Here is a 16,251-nt window from a genome sequence, read left to right on the forward strand (position 1 = left end):
GCTCGAAGTTCTCGGGGGGATCCGGCAGCGCGGGGCGTGCCGGGTGCATCTGCAACGACCGACGACCCGGGCTTGTTCCCCGGGGGCGCTCGCCGGCGCCACTCCGGTCGCGCACCGGCTTACAACGCCCCCCACCCGCCCCCGCCCCGCCCCGCCGATCTTGGAGTTGTGGCGCCCAGGATGTCCGGTATCCGAGGTATGCGAGGCACCACAATTCCAAGATCGGCGAGAACGGCCGACCCCGGAGGGCCGGCCGTTCGCTACGGGTGGGTCACCAGACCTGCTGGACGATGTCCGCCGCCTGCTCCTCCCACTGCGCGTACGCGTACGGGTAGGCGGACACCTGGACCGTCTGCGCGGCGGTGGTCAGCGGCAGCTCGTGCCAGCCGCCGACGTTCTTCAGCGCGTTGAAGAACGCCTTGCTGGAGTACTCCGGGTCGGTGATCTGCTCGGACGTGCCCCAACCGGACGACGGGCGCTGCTGGAACAGGCCCTCGGAGTCGTGGTCGTTGTACGCGCCGAGGTGACCCAGGTTGTACAGCTTCGACTCCTGCAGCGAGGTGGCGACGCCGATCACGGCGCCCCGCTCCCCCACGCCGGTCTCCTTGGCCGCCTCGACGATGGCCTTGGCGTTGGCGAGCTGCGCGTCGTCGAGCGGGATGCGCGACTGCGCGCCCTCGACGCCGTGCGGCACGAGCTTCTCCTTGGCCGGCCGGTCCGCCCTGGTCGGCAGCTTGTCCAGGCCGGTGGTCTGGCCGGGCTTGACCGCCTCGGTCGAGGTCTGCTTGCCGGTGGCCAGGTCGATGGCGGCCTTGGCGCCGGCGTGCGGGCCACTGGTCACGGGCGCGGCCACGGCGGTGGGGCCGACGGCCAGCCCGCCCAGGACGGCCACGCCCGCCACGCTCAGCACGGCGCGGCGGTTCTTGGCGACGGCGACGGTCTTCGCGACGGCGGTCTTCGCCACGGCGGTCTTCGCGATGGCGGGGAGCCATCGAGTGAAGTGCTGCTTCACGATGGTTGCCCTTTCGATCGTTACGACGCGCTCCGGGATGAGCGCCCCTCGGGGGACTACCGCCGGGTAGGTGTTTGGGTTCCGACGGTATGGGGGACACAACGAGCCCGCAGTGTCGGTCATTCCGGAAATGCCGGGCAGCGCCGAGGCTGCGGTCCAGGTCACCCGCGATTCCGGGCACCCGGTCCGCATCCTGGGTGAATGGCGAGGAACGGGACGATCAGGGCGAGACGCCGCACCGGACCAGCGCGTGCCGGATCTGCTTGAGGTGCTGCAGCGTCACCGCGGCCGGTCCCCGGTCCGTCACGTACCACCGACGGACGCGGCGGCGCGGCCGATCACCTCGGCGTGCAGCTGCTGTCCCTCGGGCGAACCCGGCGTGCACGCGAGCGGCGGGATGTCGGGCCCGCGTAACTCGGCGTCCACCGGCAGCACGAAGCCGGGTGGAAGCGCAGCGCCACGCGGCGATCCCCTCCGGGACGCCCACACGGTTTTCCGGACCCGTCCGAAGCGGACGGACACCCGGCGGTGCCCGGGCGCGGACGGGCCGGAAGACGCCGCACGCGGGCCCGGACCGGACTGCTCCGGCCGGACCCGCGCGGGTGTGTGGTCCTCAGTGGCCCCGGGCGATCCACTCGTCCAGGTGCGGCGCCTCGGCCCCGATCGTGGTGTCGTCGCCGTGCCCGGTGTGCACCACCGTCTCCGGCGGCAGCGTGAGCAGACGGGTACGGATCGACTCGACGATGGTGCCGAAGTCGCTGTACGACCGGCCGGTGGCGCCCGGTCCCCCGGCGAACAGGGTGTCGCCGGTGAAGACCGCGCCCAGGTCGGGCGCGTACAGGCTGCACGCGCCGGGGCTGTGGCCGGGGGTGTGCAGCACCCGCAGCGTGGTCCCGCCGACGGTGATGGTCTGCCCGTCGGTCAGCTCACCGTCCGGGGCGGCGCCCGGGTGCACCATGTCCCACAGCACCCGGTCGGCCGGGTGCAGCAGCACCGGCGCGCCGGTGGCCCGGGCCAGCTCGGGCGCGACCCGGACGTGGTCGTCATGGGCGTGCGTGGCCACGATCGCCACCACCCGCCGGTCGCCGATCACCTGGCGGATGGCCGCGACGTCGTGCGGCGCGTCGAGGACGACGCACTCGGCGTCGTCACCGATCACCCAGACGTTGTTGTCGACGTCGAACGTCTGGCCGTCCAGGGAGAACGTGCCGGACGTGACGGCGTGGTCGACGCGGGCGGTCACGGGAAGACCACCACCGAGCGCAGCACGTCGCCGTGGTGCATCCGGCTGAACGCCTCCTCGACCTGGTCGAGGGCGATCTCCTCGGTGACGAACGCGTCCAGGTCCAGCCGGCCCTGCCGGTACAGCTCGGTCAGCATCGGGAAGTCGCGGCTGGGCAGGCAGTCGCCGTACCAGCTGGACTTGAGCGCGCCGCCGCGACCGAACACGTCCAGCAGCGGCAGGTCGACAGTCATCTCCGGCGTCGGCACGCCGACCAGCACGACCGTGCCGGCCAGGTCACGGGCGTAGAACGCCTGCTTCCAGGTCTCCGGGCGGCCGACCGCGTCGATCACCACGTCGGCGCCGAAGCCGCCGGTGGCGGCGCGGATGGCTTCCACCGCGTCGTCCTCGGAGGCGTTGACGGTGTGGGTGGCGCCGAACTTGCGCGCCCAGTCGAGCTTGCGGGAGTCGGTGTCCACCGCGATGATCGTGGTCGCGCCGGCCAGGGCCGCGCCGGCCACCGCCGCGTCGCCGACGCCGCCGCAGCCGATCACCGCGACCGAGTCGCCCCGGGTCACGTTGCCGGTGTTCATGGCCGCGCCGAGGCCGGCCATCACGCCGCAGCCGAGCAGGCCGACGGCCGCCGGCCGCGCCGACGGGTCGACCTTGGTGCACTGCCCGGCGTGCACGAGCGTCTTCTCGGCGAACGCGCCGATGCCGAGCGCGGGGGTCAGCTCGGTGCCGTCGGTGAGCGTCATCTTCTGCGTCGCGTTGTGGGTGGCGAAGCAGTACCACGGGCGGCCGCGGCGGCAGGCCCGGCACTGCCCGCAGACCGCGCGCCAGTTCAGCACCACGAAGTCGCCGGGTGCCACGTCGGTGACGCCGTCGCCGACCTGCTCGACGATGCCGGCGGCCTCGTGGCCCAGCAGGAACGGGTAGTCGTCGTTGATGCCGCCCTCGCGGTAGTGCAGGTCGGTGTGGCAGACGCCGCACGACTGGATGCGGACCACCGCCTCGCCCGGTCCCGGGTCGGGCACCACGATGGTGGTGACCTCCACGGGCGCGCCCTTGCGCCGCGACACGACTCCCCGGACTTCCTGGCTCACAGTGCCTCCCTTGTTGCGTGCTTCTGCACCCCGAACCTACCGCTGATCATGACCCGCGAACCAATGAAGCCCGCCGGATTGTCCTGGTCATGACCGGGTACCCGGTGTGCCGGTTCTACCAGGTGGGACGGGAGTGATCATGAGGCTGTCGCATGCGCCGCTGCGGGTCGCCATCGGCGCGTACATCTTGAACTCCGGGCTGGGCAAGCGGGGCCTGGAGGGTGAGGCCGCCGCGGGCATGCACGGCATGGCGGCCGGCGCGATGCCGCAGCTGCGGCAGATCCCGCCGGACCGGTTCGCCGTGCTGCTGTCCCGGGGCGAGACGGCGCTCGGCGCGGCGCTGATCGCCCCGTTCGTGCCGTCGTTGCTGGCCGGGGCCGCGCTCACCGCGTTCGGCGCGGGGCTGGTGCAGCTCTACCTGAAGACGCCCGGCATGCGGGAGGGCAGCAGCCTGCGGCCGAGCCAGGAGGGCATCGGGCTGGCCAAGGACGTGTGGCTGGTCGGCGCCGGGCTGACGCTGATGCTCGACTCGCTGGTGCGGCACCGGCGCTGAGCCGCCCGCGCCGAAGCCGCTCCGGGCCGGCCGCGTACTCAGACGGGGGCCGCGGCCGTCGCGGCGGCCCGGTCGGCGGCGATCCGGCGGGCGGCGTTGCGGTAGCGCAGCACCTGCGCCGCGCCGAGCGCCCAGAGCAGGAACTGCACGGCGAACGCCCAGCGGAACGCGGACAGCGGCGGCGCGTCGTGCCCGGCCGGGGTGGCCAGGTCGAGCACCAGGCCGACGGCCAGGATCAGCACGATCGAGGCGGCGAAACCGCCGACGTTGACGATGCCGGTGGCGCTGCCGATGCGGTGCACCGGGTTGAACGAGCGGGCGTAGTCGAACCCGATCATCGAACCGGGACCGTTGACCGCGAGCACCACCACGAGCGCCACCAGCAGCGCGTGCGGCGCCCGGCCCGGCCACGCCAGCACCACCGCCCACATGCCGGCGGTGCCGGCGGTGATGGCGAAGACCAACACCGAGCGGTGGAACGGGAAGCGGGCGCACAGATGCGCGAGCACCGGCCCGCACACGAGCGTCACCATCGTCATCAGGGTGAGCAGCCCGGCGGCCGCCGTGGGCGAGAAGCCCTGGCCCTGCACCAGGAACGGGTACCCCCACAGCAGCGCGAACACCGAGCCGGAGAACTGCGTGACGAAGTGCGTCCACAGGCCCAGCCGGGTGCCCGGCTCGGCCCACGCCTCGGCGAGCTGGCGGCGCACGGTCGCCAGGTCGGGCGCGAGCGCGGTGGCGTGCTCGGCGTGCGGCGTGTCGCGTACCGCGACGAGGATCATCAGCACCACCGTCGCGCCGAGCGCCGCGGCGGTCAGGAACGCCGGGGTCCAGCCCGCGCGGTGCAGCAGCAGCACCAGGGGTACGGCGCCGAGCACCGCGCCGAGCTGGCCGACGGTGCCGGTGAGCTGCACCAGCAGCGGGTTGCGGCGGCCGGGGAACCAGAACGCGACGATGCGCAGCACGCTGATGAAGGTCATGGCGTCACCGAGGCCGACGAGCACCCGCGCGGCGACGGCGGCCGGCACGTCGGTGGCGACCGCGAAGACGATCTGCCCGGCCACCATCAGCGCGCCGCCGGCCAGCAGCAGCCGGCGCGAGCCGTAGCGGTCGAGCAGCACCCCGACCGGGACCTGCATGGCGGCGTAGACGGCGAGCTGGGCCACGGAGAACGTGGCGAGCGCGGCGGCGTTGATGTGGAACCGATCCGCCGCGTCGACCCCGGTGACGCCGAGTGAGCTGCGGTGGAACACGGCGGTCAGGTACGCGGTCAGCGCCACCGCGTACACCAGGGCCGCGGGCCGGCGGGACACGCTCACCGCAGCGTCCCGAGCATCCGCGCGGCGGTGTCGATGTGCCCGGCGACCGCGTCGCGCCACGCCTGCGGGTCGTCGCCGTCGAGCGCGGCGAGCTGGCCGGCGTGCTCGGCCAGGGCGACCTCGGCCCAGCCGGGCGAGAGCCGGAAGCTCGCCTCGCCCATGCGCAGCTGCCGGTCGCGCAGCCGGTGGTACAGCTCGGCCAGGATCTCGTTGCCGGCGGCCTCGACCACGGCGGCGTGGAACGAGCGGTCGGCGCCCATCAGCGCGCTGATGTCACCGGCGGCGTGCGCGCGTCGCATCTCCTCCAGCCGGCGGGCCAGGTCGGCGCGCAACTCGGCGCGGCGGTCCCAGACCCGCTCGGCGGCGTGCAGCTCGACCAGCCGACGGGCCTCGATGACGTCGGCGATCTCCCGGGCCGATACCGGCCGGATCAGCGCGCCGCGCTTCGGGTAGAGCTTGACCAGACCCTCGGTCTCCAGCCGCAGCAGCGCCTCCCGGACCGGGGTGCGGGACACGCCGGTCGCGTCGGCGATCTCGCCCTCGCTCACGAGCTGGCCACCCGGGTAGACCTGTTCCAGGATGGCCTGCTTGAGGTGCCGGTACGCCCGCTCGGCGGCGGACGGCGCGGTCCGGCTGGGATGCGTCATGTATCTAAGCTTGCTCCGCGGCTCGTCCCGCCGCTCGATCGCGGGCCCGGGCAGTGGCGCAGGCCACCGCGGGTCAGGCCCACAACTCCCGCAGCAGCGCCTCCACCTCGGCGGTCCGCTCGATCTGCGGCATGTGCCCGGTGTCGCGGAACAGATGGCGGCGCGCGTGCGGCAGCCGGCTGCCGGCGTACGCCAGGTGCGTGGCGGGCAGGATCAGGTCACGGTCGCCCCAGACGAGCAGCGTGGGCAGGTCGAGCGCGGCCACCGCGTCGAGCAGTTCGGCGCGCCACCGCGGCTTCACCCCGCGCCAGGTGCCCAGGTCGCGGACCAGCTCCAGCATCACCCGGGCGGCGTGCGGCTGCCCGGCGACGGCGAGCGCGGTGGCGATCCGCTCCTCGGTGACGTACGCCGGGTCGAAGAAGATGGCCCGCTCGCTGCGGCGGGCGATCCCCGGATGCGGACGCAGCAGCAACGGCGCCAGCGGGCGGATCGCGAGCAGCCGCAGCGCCACCGTCACCTCCCGGCCGAAGCCGGCGCTGTTGAGCAGCGCCAGGCTGGCCGCCCGCTGCGGCGCGTCGACCGCGAGGCGCATCGCCACCGCCCCGCCGAGGGAGTTGCCGACCAGGTGCGCCGGGCCGGTCACCCCGGCCACGTCGAGGAACCGGGCGACCGCGCCGGCCAGGGCGGGCAGCGTGTGCGGCCCGTCCAGCGGCGCGGAGCCGCCGTGCCCGGGCAGGTCCACCGCGAGCACCAGGTGGTCGCGGGCCAGCGCGGCGTGCAGGGCGGTGAAGTCGTCGAGGGTACGGCCGATGCCGTGCAGCAGCACCACGGGCGGCCCGTCGCCGCTGATCCGGCAGCGCACGCGCCGGCCGTCGACGGTGCGCTCGTCGGCCGGCGGGAGGGCCACCGTCACGCCGTGCGTCCGGGTTCCCGCGCGGCCTCCTCGCCGGGCGTCTCGGCCCGCGGCGCCGGCGCCCCGGCGACGGCCGCCGCCGGGCGGGTCGGGCGCATGCCCAGGGCGAGCACCCGGCCGTACCCGGCGGGGGCGACCCGGGCCAGCAGGTCGGGCAGCTTCGCCGACCAGCCGATCAGCACCCGGCCGCGACGCCGCTTCGCGCCGCGCAGGATCGCCTCGGCGGCCTTCGCCGGGTCGATGGTGAGCAGCTTCTCGAACTGCCTGAGCCCGGTCTCGTACTCGGCCCGGTCAACGCCGCTGCCGACCCGGGCGCTGCTGGCGATCCGGGTGCGGATGCCGCCCGGGTGCACCGACGTGACGCCGACGCCGTCGTCGACGAGTTCGTGCCGCAGCGCCTCGGTGAAGCCGCGGACGGCGAACTTGCTCGCCGCGTACGCGGCCTGTCCGGCGGGCGCGATGATGCCGAACAGGCTGGAGACGTTGATCAGATGAGCGCCGGGTTCGGCCTTGAGCGCGGGCAGCAGCGCGTGGGTCAGGCGTACCACCGCCCGGAAGTTGATCTCGATGACCCAGAGGAACTCCTCCACTGTGACCTGGTCGAAACGCCCGCCCAGCGCCACCCCGGCGTTGTTGATCAGCAGCCGGATGCGGGGATGCGCGCGGTGGATCTCGGCGGCGATCCGCTCGGTGGCCTCGGCGTCGGCGAGGTCGACCACGTGCGTCTCGACCCGGAGGTCCGGGTGCGCCGCCGAGATCGCGGCGGCGACCGAGGTCAGGCCGTCGGCGTCGCGGTCGAGCAGGACCAGGTCGGCGCCGCGCCGGGCCAGGCCGTGGGCCAGCGCCGCGCCGATGCCGCTCGCCGCGCCGGTGAGGACCGCGGTGCCGCCGGGAAAGACGAGGTCACGCATCGGTTCCTCCCGAGGTGGCGGCGGCGGGCACACCGGCGCGGGCGAAGCGTACGCCGTCGGTGAGCGGGCCGTGCCGCATCAGGCGTACGTCGCGGGGGTAGTTCTGGTGCAGCCGCCACGGCGCGCGCGGCCCCTGCTTGGGCAGTTGGTCGACGGCGCGCAGCACGTAGCCGGACTGCAGGTCGATGATCGGCGCCAGGTCGTCGGTGTCCGGGGCGAGCGGCGTGACGATCTGCTGGCCGGTGTCGTCGAGGTGGCGCAGCAGCCGGCAGACGTAGGTGGCGACGAGGTCGGCCTTGAGCGTCCACGAGGCGTTCGTGTAGCCGATCGTCATGGCGAAGTTCGGCACGCCGGACAGCATCATGCCCTTGTAGGCCACCGTCGAGGCGAGGTCGACGTCGGCGCCGTCGACCGCCAGGGTCATGCCGCCGAGCGCGAGCAGGTTCAGGCCGGTGGCGGTGACCACGATGTCGGCGGGCAGCTCCTCGCCGGAGGCGAGCCGGAGCCCGTGCTCGGTGAACGTGTCGATGGTGTCGGTGACCACCGACGCGCGTCCCTCGCGCAGCACGGTGAACAGGTCGCCGTCCGGGACCACGCACAGGCGCTGGTCCCACGGGTCGTACCGGGGTGAGAAGTGCCGCTCGACGTCGTACCCGGCGGGCAGCCGGCCTTTCGCGGCCCGGCGCAGGAACCGCTTCACCACGCCGGGGGCACGTCGGCTGAGCTGGAAGTTTGCCACCCCGAGCGCGACGTTCTTCCACCGCGCCACCGTGTACGCGGACTTCGGGGGCAGCCAGCGCCGCGCGGCGTCGGCGAACGGGTCGCGCGAGGGCAGCGCGATCACGTACGTGGGTGAGCGCTGGAGCATGGTGACGTGGGCGGCCCGCTCGGCCATCGCCGGCACGAGGGTGACGGCTGTGGCGCCGCTGCCGATCACCACGACCCGCTTGCCGGTGTAGTCCAGGTCGTCGGGCCAGTGCTGCGGGTGCACGAGCGTGCCGGCGTACCGCTCGACGCCGGGGAAACGCGGCGTGTAGCCGGAGTCGTAGCGGTAGTAGCCGGAGTTGGTGAACAGGAACCCGCAGGTGATGGTGACGTCCTCGCCGGTGTCGTCGCGGCGGGCGTGGACTGTCCAGCGGGCGGTGGCGCTGTCCCATTCCGCGCGCACGGCCCGGTGGTGGAAGCGGATGTGCTGCTCGACGTCGTACTCGCGGGCGGTCTGGCGCACGTACGCGCGGATGGAGTCGCCGTCGGCGATGGCCTTCGGGTCGGTCCACGGCTTGAACGAGTAGCCGAGGGTGTACATGTCGGAGTCGGAGCGGATGCCCGGGTAGCGGAACAGGTCCCAGGTGCCGCCGATGGCACCCCGGGCCTCCAGCACCGCGTAGGTCTTGCCGGGGCAGTCGCGTCCCAGGTGGACGGCGGCGCCGATGCCGGACAGGCCGGCCCCGACGATGAGGACGTCGACGTGGTCTGCGGCCATCGGTTTCTCCCGTTCGCACCGGCGGTGGACCGGACACTATCCATCGCCGTCGAGCGCAGTCAACACCGTGTCGAGCTTAATCGACAGGGTGTTGAGCGGGTGTAACATCAGCCGACATGACCACCGCCCGTACGCCGGCCGGCGCCGCGCCCAGCCGCGGGCGGCGGACCGGCCGCTCCACCGGCGACGAGCGGGAGACCGCGATCCTGGCCACCGCCGAGCGGCTGCTGCGGCAGCGCGCGTTCGGCGACATCTCCATCGACGACCTGGCGCGCGGCGCGGGCATCTCCCGTCCCACGTTCTACTTCTACTTCCCGTCCAAGGACGCGGTGCTGCTCACGCTGCTGGACCGGGTCACCGAGGAGGCCGACGCGGCGGCCGGCGGCGTGTTCGACCGGCTCGCCGAGGACCCGCGCGCCCACTGGCGGGAGCTGATCGCCCGGTTCCACGCCACGTTCGGCGGGCACCGGGACGTGGTGCTGGCCTGCGCCCAGGTACGCGGCACCAACGCCGAGGTGCGGCGGCTCTGGGCCGAGGTGCTGGAACGCTGGGTCCGCGCGGTGCAGGCCGCGATCGAGACCGAACGCGCACGTGGAGCGGCCCCGGACGGGCTGCCCGCCCGGGACCTCTCCATCGCGCTGAACTCGATGAACGAACGGGTCTGGTACGCCACGTTCGCCGGGGACGGCCCGGCGGTGGCCGAGCGGGACGTGGTCGACGTGCTGCTCGACGTCTGGCTGACCGCGATCTACCGGACCACCACCCCGCCGGTCATGCCGTCCGCCGGAACTCCATGATCCAGTTGGTCTCCCAGGTGCGCTCCCCGTCGGTGGAGAACGCCTGCTCCCAGCGGCAGGTGACCGGGGTGATCGCCGACCAGAGGAACCGGCAGCGCACCGGGCGGCCCTCGTCGGTGTCGTCGGCGTGGAACTCACCGACGCCGTCGGTGAACCGGCCCACCACCGGCGGCTGCTCCAGCACGCCCCGCGCGCTGTGCATCCAGTAGATCGACCACAGCCCGGTCGCCGGGTTCAGGACGCGCACCGACGAGCCGGAGAAGCCCCGGCTGGGGCAGCGCATCTCGTCGAAGCTGCCCGCGCCGTCGAAGAACGAGCGGGCCTCGCTGACGCCGGTGAACTCGTCCCAGTCGTCGCTGCCGACGTGCCGCTGCCGCAGACGCCGGTTGGTCACGTCCCAGGTGCCGACGAGGAAGTCGAAGTCGCCCATCAGGACCCCACCGGCCCCTCGGGCCGGGCGTCGGCCAGGTAGCCGGCCAGGTCCGGCTCGTCCGGCGCGAGCACGTGCCGGATCCAGGCGGCGCGCTCGTGCTCCAGCACACCCAGCTCCCAGACGCAGCCCACCCCGGGACGCTCCAGGTCCACGAAGCGCGCCGGGTCGTCGTCCGGGCAGTCGAGCGCGGGCTGCCCGGCGATCGCGATGCGGCACTCGACCACGTTGTCGAAGAACCAGGTGTACGCCAGCAGGTACGCGCCGCTGTCCGCGCCCCGGTGCAGCACCACCCAGCTCGCCGGCGGGGTGCCGCCGTCCGGGCCGGGCAGCAGCTTGGGAAGGTACGCGTACGCGGCGTCGACCACACGCGGTTCGAGGCGGCGGTCCGGCTGGTCGATGTGGTAGCGCTTGACGTGCCGGCCGGCGACCTCGATCGTCCCCGGCACCGTCAGCTCCTTGTCGTGGAAAGCCATGATCGGGACGGTAGGGGCGGTCCCCTGACAGCTAGTGTCAGCAGAATGCGTGCCAGTCGACTCCTGTCCATCCTGCTGCTCCTGCAGGCGCACGGCCGGCTCACCGCCGCCGACCTGGCCGACCGCCTCGAGGTGTCGGTACGCACCATCTACCGGGACGTCGAGGCGCTGCACACCGCCGGCATCCCGCTGTACGGCGAGGCCGGACACGACGGCGGCTACCGGCTCGTGGAGGGCTGGCGAACCCGGCTGACCGGGCTGACCGCCGAGGAGGCCGACCGGCTGCTCTTCGCCGGGCTGCCCGGACCGGCCGCCGAACTGGGCTACCAGTCGGTCGTCGCCGCCGTACAGCTCAAGCTGCGGGCCGCGCTGCCCGCGCCGCTGGCCGACCGGGCCGCCCGGCTGGAACAGCGGTTCCACCTGGACACGCCGGGCTGGTACTCCGACGGCGACCCGTCGCCGTACCTCGCCGAGGCGGCCGAGGCGGTGTGGCGGGAGCACCGGATCCGGGTGCGCTACCGGGGCTGGCGCGGCGAGACGATCCGGGTGCTCGAACCGTACGGGCTGGTGCTCAAGGGCGGGCGCTGGTATCTCGTGGCCGCCCGCCCGGACCGCGCCGGACCGGCCACCTACCGGGTCAACCAGATCCTCGACCTGGCCCCGCTGGACGAGACGTTCGAGCGGCCCGAGTTCGACCTGCCGGCCTGGTGGCGCGCCCACGTGGTGGAGTTCCGGGCCGGGCTGCACCGCGACGAGGCGCACATCCGGCTGTCGCCGCGCGGGTTCGCCCGGCTGCGCGAGATCGGCAGCGACGTGGTGGTCGCCGCCGCCGAGGCGAGCGCCGGCCCGCCCGACGACGGCGGCTGGGTGCGCGCGGTCATCCCGATCGAGTCGCTCACCCACGCCCACGGCGACCTGCTGCGGCTCGGCGCCGACGTGGAGGTCCTGTCCCCGGAAGAGCTGCGCGCCCGCCTGGCCGCCACCGCCACCGCCCTGGCCGCCCTCTACCCCCCACCTCTCCCCCGGTGAGCGGGTTCAGGGGAGGGTGTGGAGGGCCTCGGCGACTGTGGACAGGGCTCGGTCGATCTCCGACGGCGGGGTCGCCGCGTACCCGAGGACCAGGCCCGGCGGCTGCGGACGCTGCCCGTGCCAGGACAGCGGGTGGACCTTGACGCCCCGGCGCAGCGCCGCCGCCGCGAGCGCCCGGTCGTCGACGTCGCCGGGCAGCGTGACCGTCAGGTGCAGTCCGGCGGCGGCGCCGTGCACCACCGCCCCCGGCAGGTACGCGCGGACCGCCCGGATCATCGCGTCCCGGCGGCGTACGTGCCGGTGGCGCAGCAGCCGCAGGTGCCGCTCCAGCGCTCCCGACTCCATCAGCTCGGCCAGCACGAGCTGCGGCAGCGCCGCGTTGCCCAGATCCGCCGTCCGCTTCGCGTCCACCACGTCGGCGCGCAGCGACGGCGGCACCAGCGTCCACCCGATCCGCAGGGCCGGGGCGAGCAGCTTGGAGATGCTGCCGGTGTAGCAGACCCGGTCGGGGGCCATGCCGCGCAGCGCCGGCACGGGCGGGCGGTCGTACCGGTGCTCGGCGTCGTAGTCGTCCTCCAGCACCAGGCCGCCGTCGCGCGCCCACCGCAGCAGCCGGCGACGCCGCTCACCGTCGAGCACCACCCCGGTCGGGAACTGGTGCGCCGGGGTGAGCAGCACGGCCGGCGCGCCGGACCGCTCCAGCTCGTCGACGCGCAGGCCCCTGTCGTCCACCGGCACCGGCGGCGTCGCCATCCCGGCGTACGTGAGGTGCTGCCGCACGCCGAGTGAGCCGGGGTCCTCCACCGCGACGGTGCGCGTACCCCGCTCGTGCAGCACCCGCGCGAGCAGGCCGAGCGCCTGGGACACCCCGGCCACGACCACCACCTCGGCCGGGTCGGCGCGGATGCCCCGGTTGCGGGCCAGCCAGTTCGCGACGGCCCGCCGCAGCGCGGGCGTGCCGGTCGGGTCGCCGTAGCCGAGCGCGGCGGGCGTGGCCCGGTGCAGCACGGCCCGCTCGGCCCGCAGCCAGGCCGCGCGGGGAAATGCCGCCAGATCGGGTACGCCGGGCGTCAGGTCCACCCTCGCGGGGGCGGCGCGCAGCGCTTCGAAGACGTCGAGGCCGGGCCGGCCGGTGAACACCTCCGGTGCTCTCCTCGGCTCGGGTGGCCGGGCGTGCACGGCGGCCGGGGTGGCCACCACGACGGTGCCGGCCCGGCCGCGCCCGGCCACCTGGCCGTCCTCGCCCAGCCGCTGGTACGCCTCGGTCACCACGCCGCGTGAGACGCCCAGCTCGGCGGCGAGCACCCGGCTGGGTGGCAGGCGGGTACCTACTGGCGCGCGGCCGTCGGCGATCGCCGAGCGCAGCCGGGCGGCCAGCCAGTCCGCGCGGCCGCCGGGCGGGGCCTCGCCCACATCGAGCTGGAGGAAGTCCGCGCCGACCGATTTGGACCTCTCGGAAACGACGGCTTTGGCCCTGTCCACCGGACCATTATGGCCAGAGGCTGAACGGGTGACCATCGCCTTCCTGCTGACCGCACTCGTCGTCGCCGTGACTCCGGGCACCGGGGTGACGCACACGCTCGCCACCGCCGTGACCGCCGGACGCCGCGCCGGGCTGGCCGCCGCGGCCGGCGCCACGCTCAGCCTCGTCCCGCACGTGATCGCCGCGGTGACCGGCCTGGCCGCGTTGCTGCGCGCCGGCACCCCGGCGTTCCGGGTGGTGACCTGGCTGGGCGTGGCGTACCTGCTCTGGATGGCCTGGTCGGCGTGGCGCGACCGGGGCGCGTTCACCGTCGACGCGGACCGGCCGCCGCGCCCGGCGTCGGCGGTGTTCCGCGACGGGGTGTTGCTGAACCTGCTGAACCCGAAGGTGACGGTGTTCTTCGTGGCGTTCCTGCCGCAGTTCGTACCCCCGGGCGCGCCCGCCGCTCCCGTCCGCATGCTCGCCTGCGGCTTGGTGTTCATGCTGGTCACGCTGCTGGTGTTCGCCGGGTACGCGGTGCTCGCCGGCGCGTTGCGCCGCCGCGTGCTGGCCCGGCCCCGGCTGAGGGCGCTGCTGCGGCACGCCGTGGCCGGCAGCTTCCTCGCCCTGGGCCTCGGCCTCGCGTTCACCGCCTAGAAGGAGTTCATCAGTGCGTTTCCGGCACTCCCCCGAGATCTGGTCGTCCTTCCCCGAGCTGACCTGCGGCGTCCTGCACGCCACCGGGATCACGCCCGACGCCGACGTCACGCCGCGCCTCGCCGGTCACCTCGGCGTCGCCCGGGACCGGCTCGCCGCCGCACCGGAGGGCGGCTTCCCGGAGATCCAGGCGTGGCGGCGCGCGTTCACCCGGATGGGCTGCCCGCCGACGCGCTACCGCTGCGCGGCCGAGTCACTGCTGCGCCGGTTGCGCCGCGACGGCGACCTGCCCCGGCTGCACCCGCTGGTGGACCTCGGCAACGCGCTCTCCGTCGGGTACGCGGTCCCGGTCGCCGTGCTCGACCTGGCCGGGATCGACGGCGACCTGACCGTGCGCCCGGCCGACGGCACCGAGTCGTATCTCGGCCTCGGTGGGGAGTCCGAGCAGCCCGCGCCCGGCGAGGTGATCTTCGCCGACGAGGGCGGGCAGGCGCACGCCCGGCGCTGGTGCCACCGGCAGAGCGGCGCCTCGGCGGTACGTGCCGACACCGTCGAGGTCCTCGTGGTCATCGAGGCGATGCACGCCGGGGCGGCGCCGACCGTACGCCGGATGCTGGACGAGCTGGCGGCGGCGCTGGCCGAGCAGTGGCGCGTGCCGTCACGGACGGCGTTGCTCACCTCGCAGGCCCCGGAGTTCGCCGTGCCCGTCCGGACCGCCTGACGCCGGCTCGGACGGCTCGCCGTGCAGCTCGCGCAGGGCGTCGGCGAGCCGGTCGTCGGCGGTGCCCCACCACTGCCGGGCCAGCTCGACAGTGCGGCCGAGCGAGTCGTCGCCCGCCCGCTCGGCGTGCAGCTCGGCGCTCATCATGCGCAGGAAGCGAACGGTCACGGCATCGGACTCATCGGCTATCACGCCCGTACCCTAGCCACCGCCTCCGACGAAACCGGCGGCCGAGTCGGGGTCGTCCGCCCGGTTGAGGTCGCGGCGCGCGGGTAGTGCGCGGTCATGCCCCAGCGACACGGGGCACTACGACCGGGTCGCGATCGTCACCGGCGCGGACGCCGGCATCGGCGGCCGGGAACGACCGTGCCCGGCTCAGGGCAGTCAGGCTTGATCCCTGCGCCGGGCAGGGTCGTCCCCGGCTCCGTCGTGGGTCAGGTGCGTTCGTTGCTGCCGGGTTCGCCGGTCGGCACGCCGACCGGTCCGCTCTCCGGGTAGTGGCAGGCGGTGAGCTGCCCGCCGTCGTCCCGGGTGGTCAGCGCCGGTTCTTCGGTGGCGCAGTGGTCGGTGGCTTTCCAGCAGCGGGTACGGAAGCGGCAGCCCGATGGCGGGTTCAACGGGGTCGGGACATCGCCGGTGAGGCGGATCCGGCCGGCGGGCCCGAGCGTGGAGACGTCCGGAATCGCGGACAGCAGGGCCCTGGTGTAGGGGTGCTGCGGCCGGGTGTAGATGTCGTCGCGATCGCCGATCTCGACGATCTTGCCGAGATACATGACGGCGACGCGGTGGCAGAAGTGGCGGATGACGGCGAGGTCGTGGGCGATGAACACGAACGCCAGGTCCAGGTCGCGTTGCAGGTCGCGCAGCAGGTTGATGACCTGCGCCTGGATCGACACGTCCAGCGCCGAGACGGGTTCGTCGGCGACGATCAGCTTCGGTTTCAACGCCAGGGCGCGGGCGATGCCGATGCGCTGGCGCTGCCCGCCGGAGAACTCGTGCGGGTACCTGTTGTAGTGCTCCGGATTCAACCCCACGAGTTCCAGCAACTCCTGGACCCGTCTCTTCACGCCGCCGGGCGGGGTGATCCGGTTGACCTGCAACGGCATCGCCACGATCCGCCCGACCGTGTGGCGGGGGTTCAGCGAGGCGTATGGGTCCTGGAAGATGATCTGCAGGTCCTGCCGCAGCGCGCGCAGCTCACGCCGCCCGCCGTGGGTGATGTCCCGCCCCGCGAACATGATGCTGCCCGAGGTGGGTTCCAGCAGCCGCACGAGCATCCGACCGGTCGTGGTCTTCCCACACCCCGACTCCCCCACCAGGCCGAGCGTCTCACCCGGCCGCACATCGAAGTCCAGCCCGTCCACCGCCCGCACCGCACCCGTGGCGCGCAGGCCCTGCCGGACGGGGAAGTGCTTGGTCAGTCCCCGCACCGACAGCAGCGGCTCGGTCTCGGCGCTCATCGGGCCACCCCCACCTGCGCGACCTCGTCCCGGTAGATCCGCTCCCGGTCACC

The 16,251-nt window shown here is 74.1% G+C and carries 18 protein-coding genes; 5 read left to right on the plus strand and 13 right to left on the minus strand.

Translation table 11 applies throughout. The annotated features are described in order from the left end of the window. Window positions 1-271: 271 nt before the first annotated feature. The 3 genes from DQE82_RS24625 to DQE82_RS24635 form a co-directional block, all read right to left on the minus strand. Window positions 272-1,012 carry a hypothetical protein gene (locus DQE82_RS24625; RefSeq protein ID WP_176722887.1) on the minus strand — a complete coding sequence of 247 codons (741 nt, stop codon included), beginning with the start codon at window positions 1,010-1,012 and terminating at the stop codon, window positions 272-274. Between the two features lie 613 nt (window positions 1,013-1,625). Then, on the minus strand, window positions 1,626-2,255 hold the full coding sequence (locus DQE82_RS24630) for an MBL fold metallo-hydrolase (RefSeq protein WP_113974192.1): 630 nt from the start codon (window positions 2,253-2,255) through the stop codon (window positions 1,626-1,628). Beyond that, entirely contained in the window at window positions 2,252-3,340 is a 1,089-nt protein-coding gene (locus DQE82_RS24635; RefSeq protein WP_043323928.1) for an S-(hydroxymethyl)mycothiol dehydrogenase, read from the minus strand. Before DQE82_RS24635 ends, DQE82_RS24630 begins: the two co-directional genes overlap by 4 nt. A 139-nt stretch (window positions 3,341-3,479) precedes the next feature. On the opposite strand from DQE82_RS24635, the gene DQE82_RS24640 reads away from it, so the two are divergent. Beyond that, window positions 3,480-3,893, plus strand: a complete 414-nt coding sequence (locus DQE82_RS24640; protein ID WP_113974246.1) for a hypothetical protein — start codon at window positions 3,480-3,482, stop codon at window positions 3,891-3,893. Window positions 3,894-3,931: 38 nt separating this feature from the next. Here DQE82_RS24640 and DQE82_RS24645 read toward each other — a convergent pair whose 3' ends face one another. The 5 genes from DQE82_RS24645 to DQE82_RS24665 all read right to left on the minus strand — a co-directional run bounded on the left by DQE82_RS24645 (window position 3,932) and on the right by DQE82_RS24665 (window position 9,166). Further along, window positions 3,932-5,212, minus strand: coding sequence for a nitrate/nitrite transporter (locus tag DQE82_RS24645; protein WP_113974194.1), 1,281 nt, complete (start codon window positions 5,210-5,212; stop codon window positions 3,932-3,934). Then, window positions 5,209-5,859 carry a GntR family transcriptional regulator gene (locus DQE82_RS24650; RefSeq protein ID WP_043323924.1) on the minus strand — a complete coding sequence of 217 codons (651 nt, stop codon included), beginning with the start codon at window positions 5,857-5,859 and terminating at the stop codon, window positions 5,209-5,211. The genes DQE82_RS24645 and DQE82_RS24650 overlap by 4 nt, the downstream gene beginning before the upstream one ends. Window positions 5,860-5,932: 73 nt before the next feature. Next, window positions 5,933-6,772 (minus strand): alpha/beta fold hydrolase, encoded by an 840-nt coding sequence (locus DQE82_RS24655; protein ID WP_113974196.1) that lies wholly within the window; start codon window positions 6,770-6,772, stop codon window positions 5,933-5,935. After that, window positions 6,769-7,683, minus strand: coding sequence for an SDR family oxidoreductase (locus DQE82_RS24660; protein ID WP_113974198.1), 915 nt, complete (start codon window positions 7,681-7,683; stop codon window positions 6,769-6,771). The genes DQE82_RS24655 and DQE82_RS24660 overlap by 4 nt, the downstream gene beginning before the upstream one ends. Beyond that, window positions 7,676-9,166 (minus strand): NAD(P)/FAD-dependent oxidoreductase, encoded by a 1,491-nt coding sequence (locus DQE82_RS24665; RefSeq protein WP_113974200.1) that lies wholly within the window; start codon window positions 9,164-9,166, stop codon window positions 7,676-7,678. The genes DQE82_RS24660 and DQE82_RS24665 overlap by 8 nt, the downstream gene beginning before the upstream one ends. Window positions 9,167-9,282: 116 nt before the next feature. On the opposite strand from DQE82_RS24665, the gene DQE82_RS24670 reads away from it, so the two are divergent. Next, the gene (locus DQE82_RS24670; RefSeq protein ID WP_043323920.1) at window positions 9,283-9,963 is read left to right on the plus strand and encodes a TetR/AcrR family transcriptional regulator; all 681 of its coding nucleotides are present in this window, start codon (window positions 9,283-9,285) and stop codon (window positions 9,961-9,963) included. Here DQE82_RS24670 and DQE82_RS24675 read toward each other — a convergent pair. Both DQE82_RS24675 and DQE82_RS24680 read right to left on the minus strand, forming a co-directional pair. Then, window positions 9,938-10,393 (minus strand): hypothetical protein, encoded by a 456-nt coding sequence (locus DQE82_RS24675; protein ID WP_113974202.1) that lies wholly within the window; start codon window positions 10,391-10,393, stop codon window positions 9,938-9,940. The genes DQE82_RS24670 and DQE82_RS24675 overlap by 26 nt on opposite strands. Further along, window positions 10,393-10,869 carry a hypothetical protein gene (locus DQE82_RS24680; protein WP_113974203.1) on the minus strand — a complete coding sequence of 159 codons (477 nt, stop codon included), beginning with the start codon at window positions 10,867-10,869 and terminating at the stop codon, window positions 10,393-10,395. Before DQE82_RS24680 ends, DQE82_RS24675 begins: the two co-directional genes overlap by 1 nt. Window positions 10,870-10,914: 45 nt before the next feature. Here DQE82_RS24680 and DQE82_RS24685 point away from each other — a divergent pair, with 45 nt between their 5' ends. Then, window positions 10,915-11,898 (plus strand): YafY family protein, encoded by a 984-nt coding sequence (locus DQE82_RS24685; RefSeq protein WP_113974205.1) that lies wholly within the window; start codon window positions 10,915-10,917, stop codon window positions 11,896-11,898. 6 nt (window positions 11,899-11,904) lie between these two features. Here DQE82_RS24685 and DQE82_RS24690 read toward each other — a convergent pair whose 3' ends face one another. Then, entirely contained in the window at window positions 11,905-13,380 is a 1,476-nt protein-coding gene (locus DQE82_RS24690; RefSeq protein WP_113974207.1) for a PLP-dependent aminotransferase family protein, read from the minus strand. A 28-nt stretch (window positions 13,381-13,408) separates the two neighbouring features. On the opposite strand from DQE82_RS24690, the gene DQE82_RS24695 reads away from it, so the two are divergent. Together DQE82_RS24695 and DQE82_RS24700 are read left to right on the plus strand one after the other, a co-directional pair. Then, entirely contained in the window at window positions 13,409-14,017 is a 609-nt protein-coding gene (locus tag DQE82_RS24695) for a LysE family translocator (protein WP_113974209.1), read from the plus strand. A gap of 13 nt (window positions 14,018-14,030) precedes the next feature. After that, window positions 14,031-14,738 (plus strand): B3/4 domain-containing protein, encoded by a 708-nt coding sequence (locus tag DQE82_RS24700; RefSeq protein WP_069089603.1) that lies wholly within the window; start codon window positions 14,031-14,033, stop codon window positions 14,736-14,738. Here the strand turns inward: DQE82_RS24700 and DQE82_RS24705 are convergent. Both DQE82_RS24705 and DQE82_RS24710 read right to left on the minus strand, forming a co-directional pair. After that, the gene (locus DQE82_RS24705; RefSeq protein WP_043323909.1) at window positions 14,676-14,906 is read right to left on the minus strand and encodes a hypothetical protein; all 231 of its coding nucleotides are present in this window, start codon (window positions 14,904-14,906) and stop codon (window positions 14,676-14,678) included. The two genes, DQE82_RS24700 and DQE82_RS24705, sit on opposite strands and share 63 nt — an antisense overlap. A 266-nt stretch (window positions 14,907-15,172) precedes the next feature. Then, window positions 15,173-16,198, minus strand: coding sequence for an ABC transporter ATP-binding protein (locus DQE82_RS24710; protein WP_113974211.1), 1,026 nt, complete (start codon window positions 16,196-16,198; stop codon window positions 15,173-15,175). Window positions 16,199-16,251 lie beyond the last annotated feature (53 nt).

The organism is Micromonospora sp. LHW51205 (genome assembly GCF_003315815.1).
GTDB lineage: Bacteria > Actinomycetota > Actinomycetes > Mycobacteriales > Micromonosporaceae > Micromonospora > Micromonospora chalcea.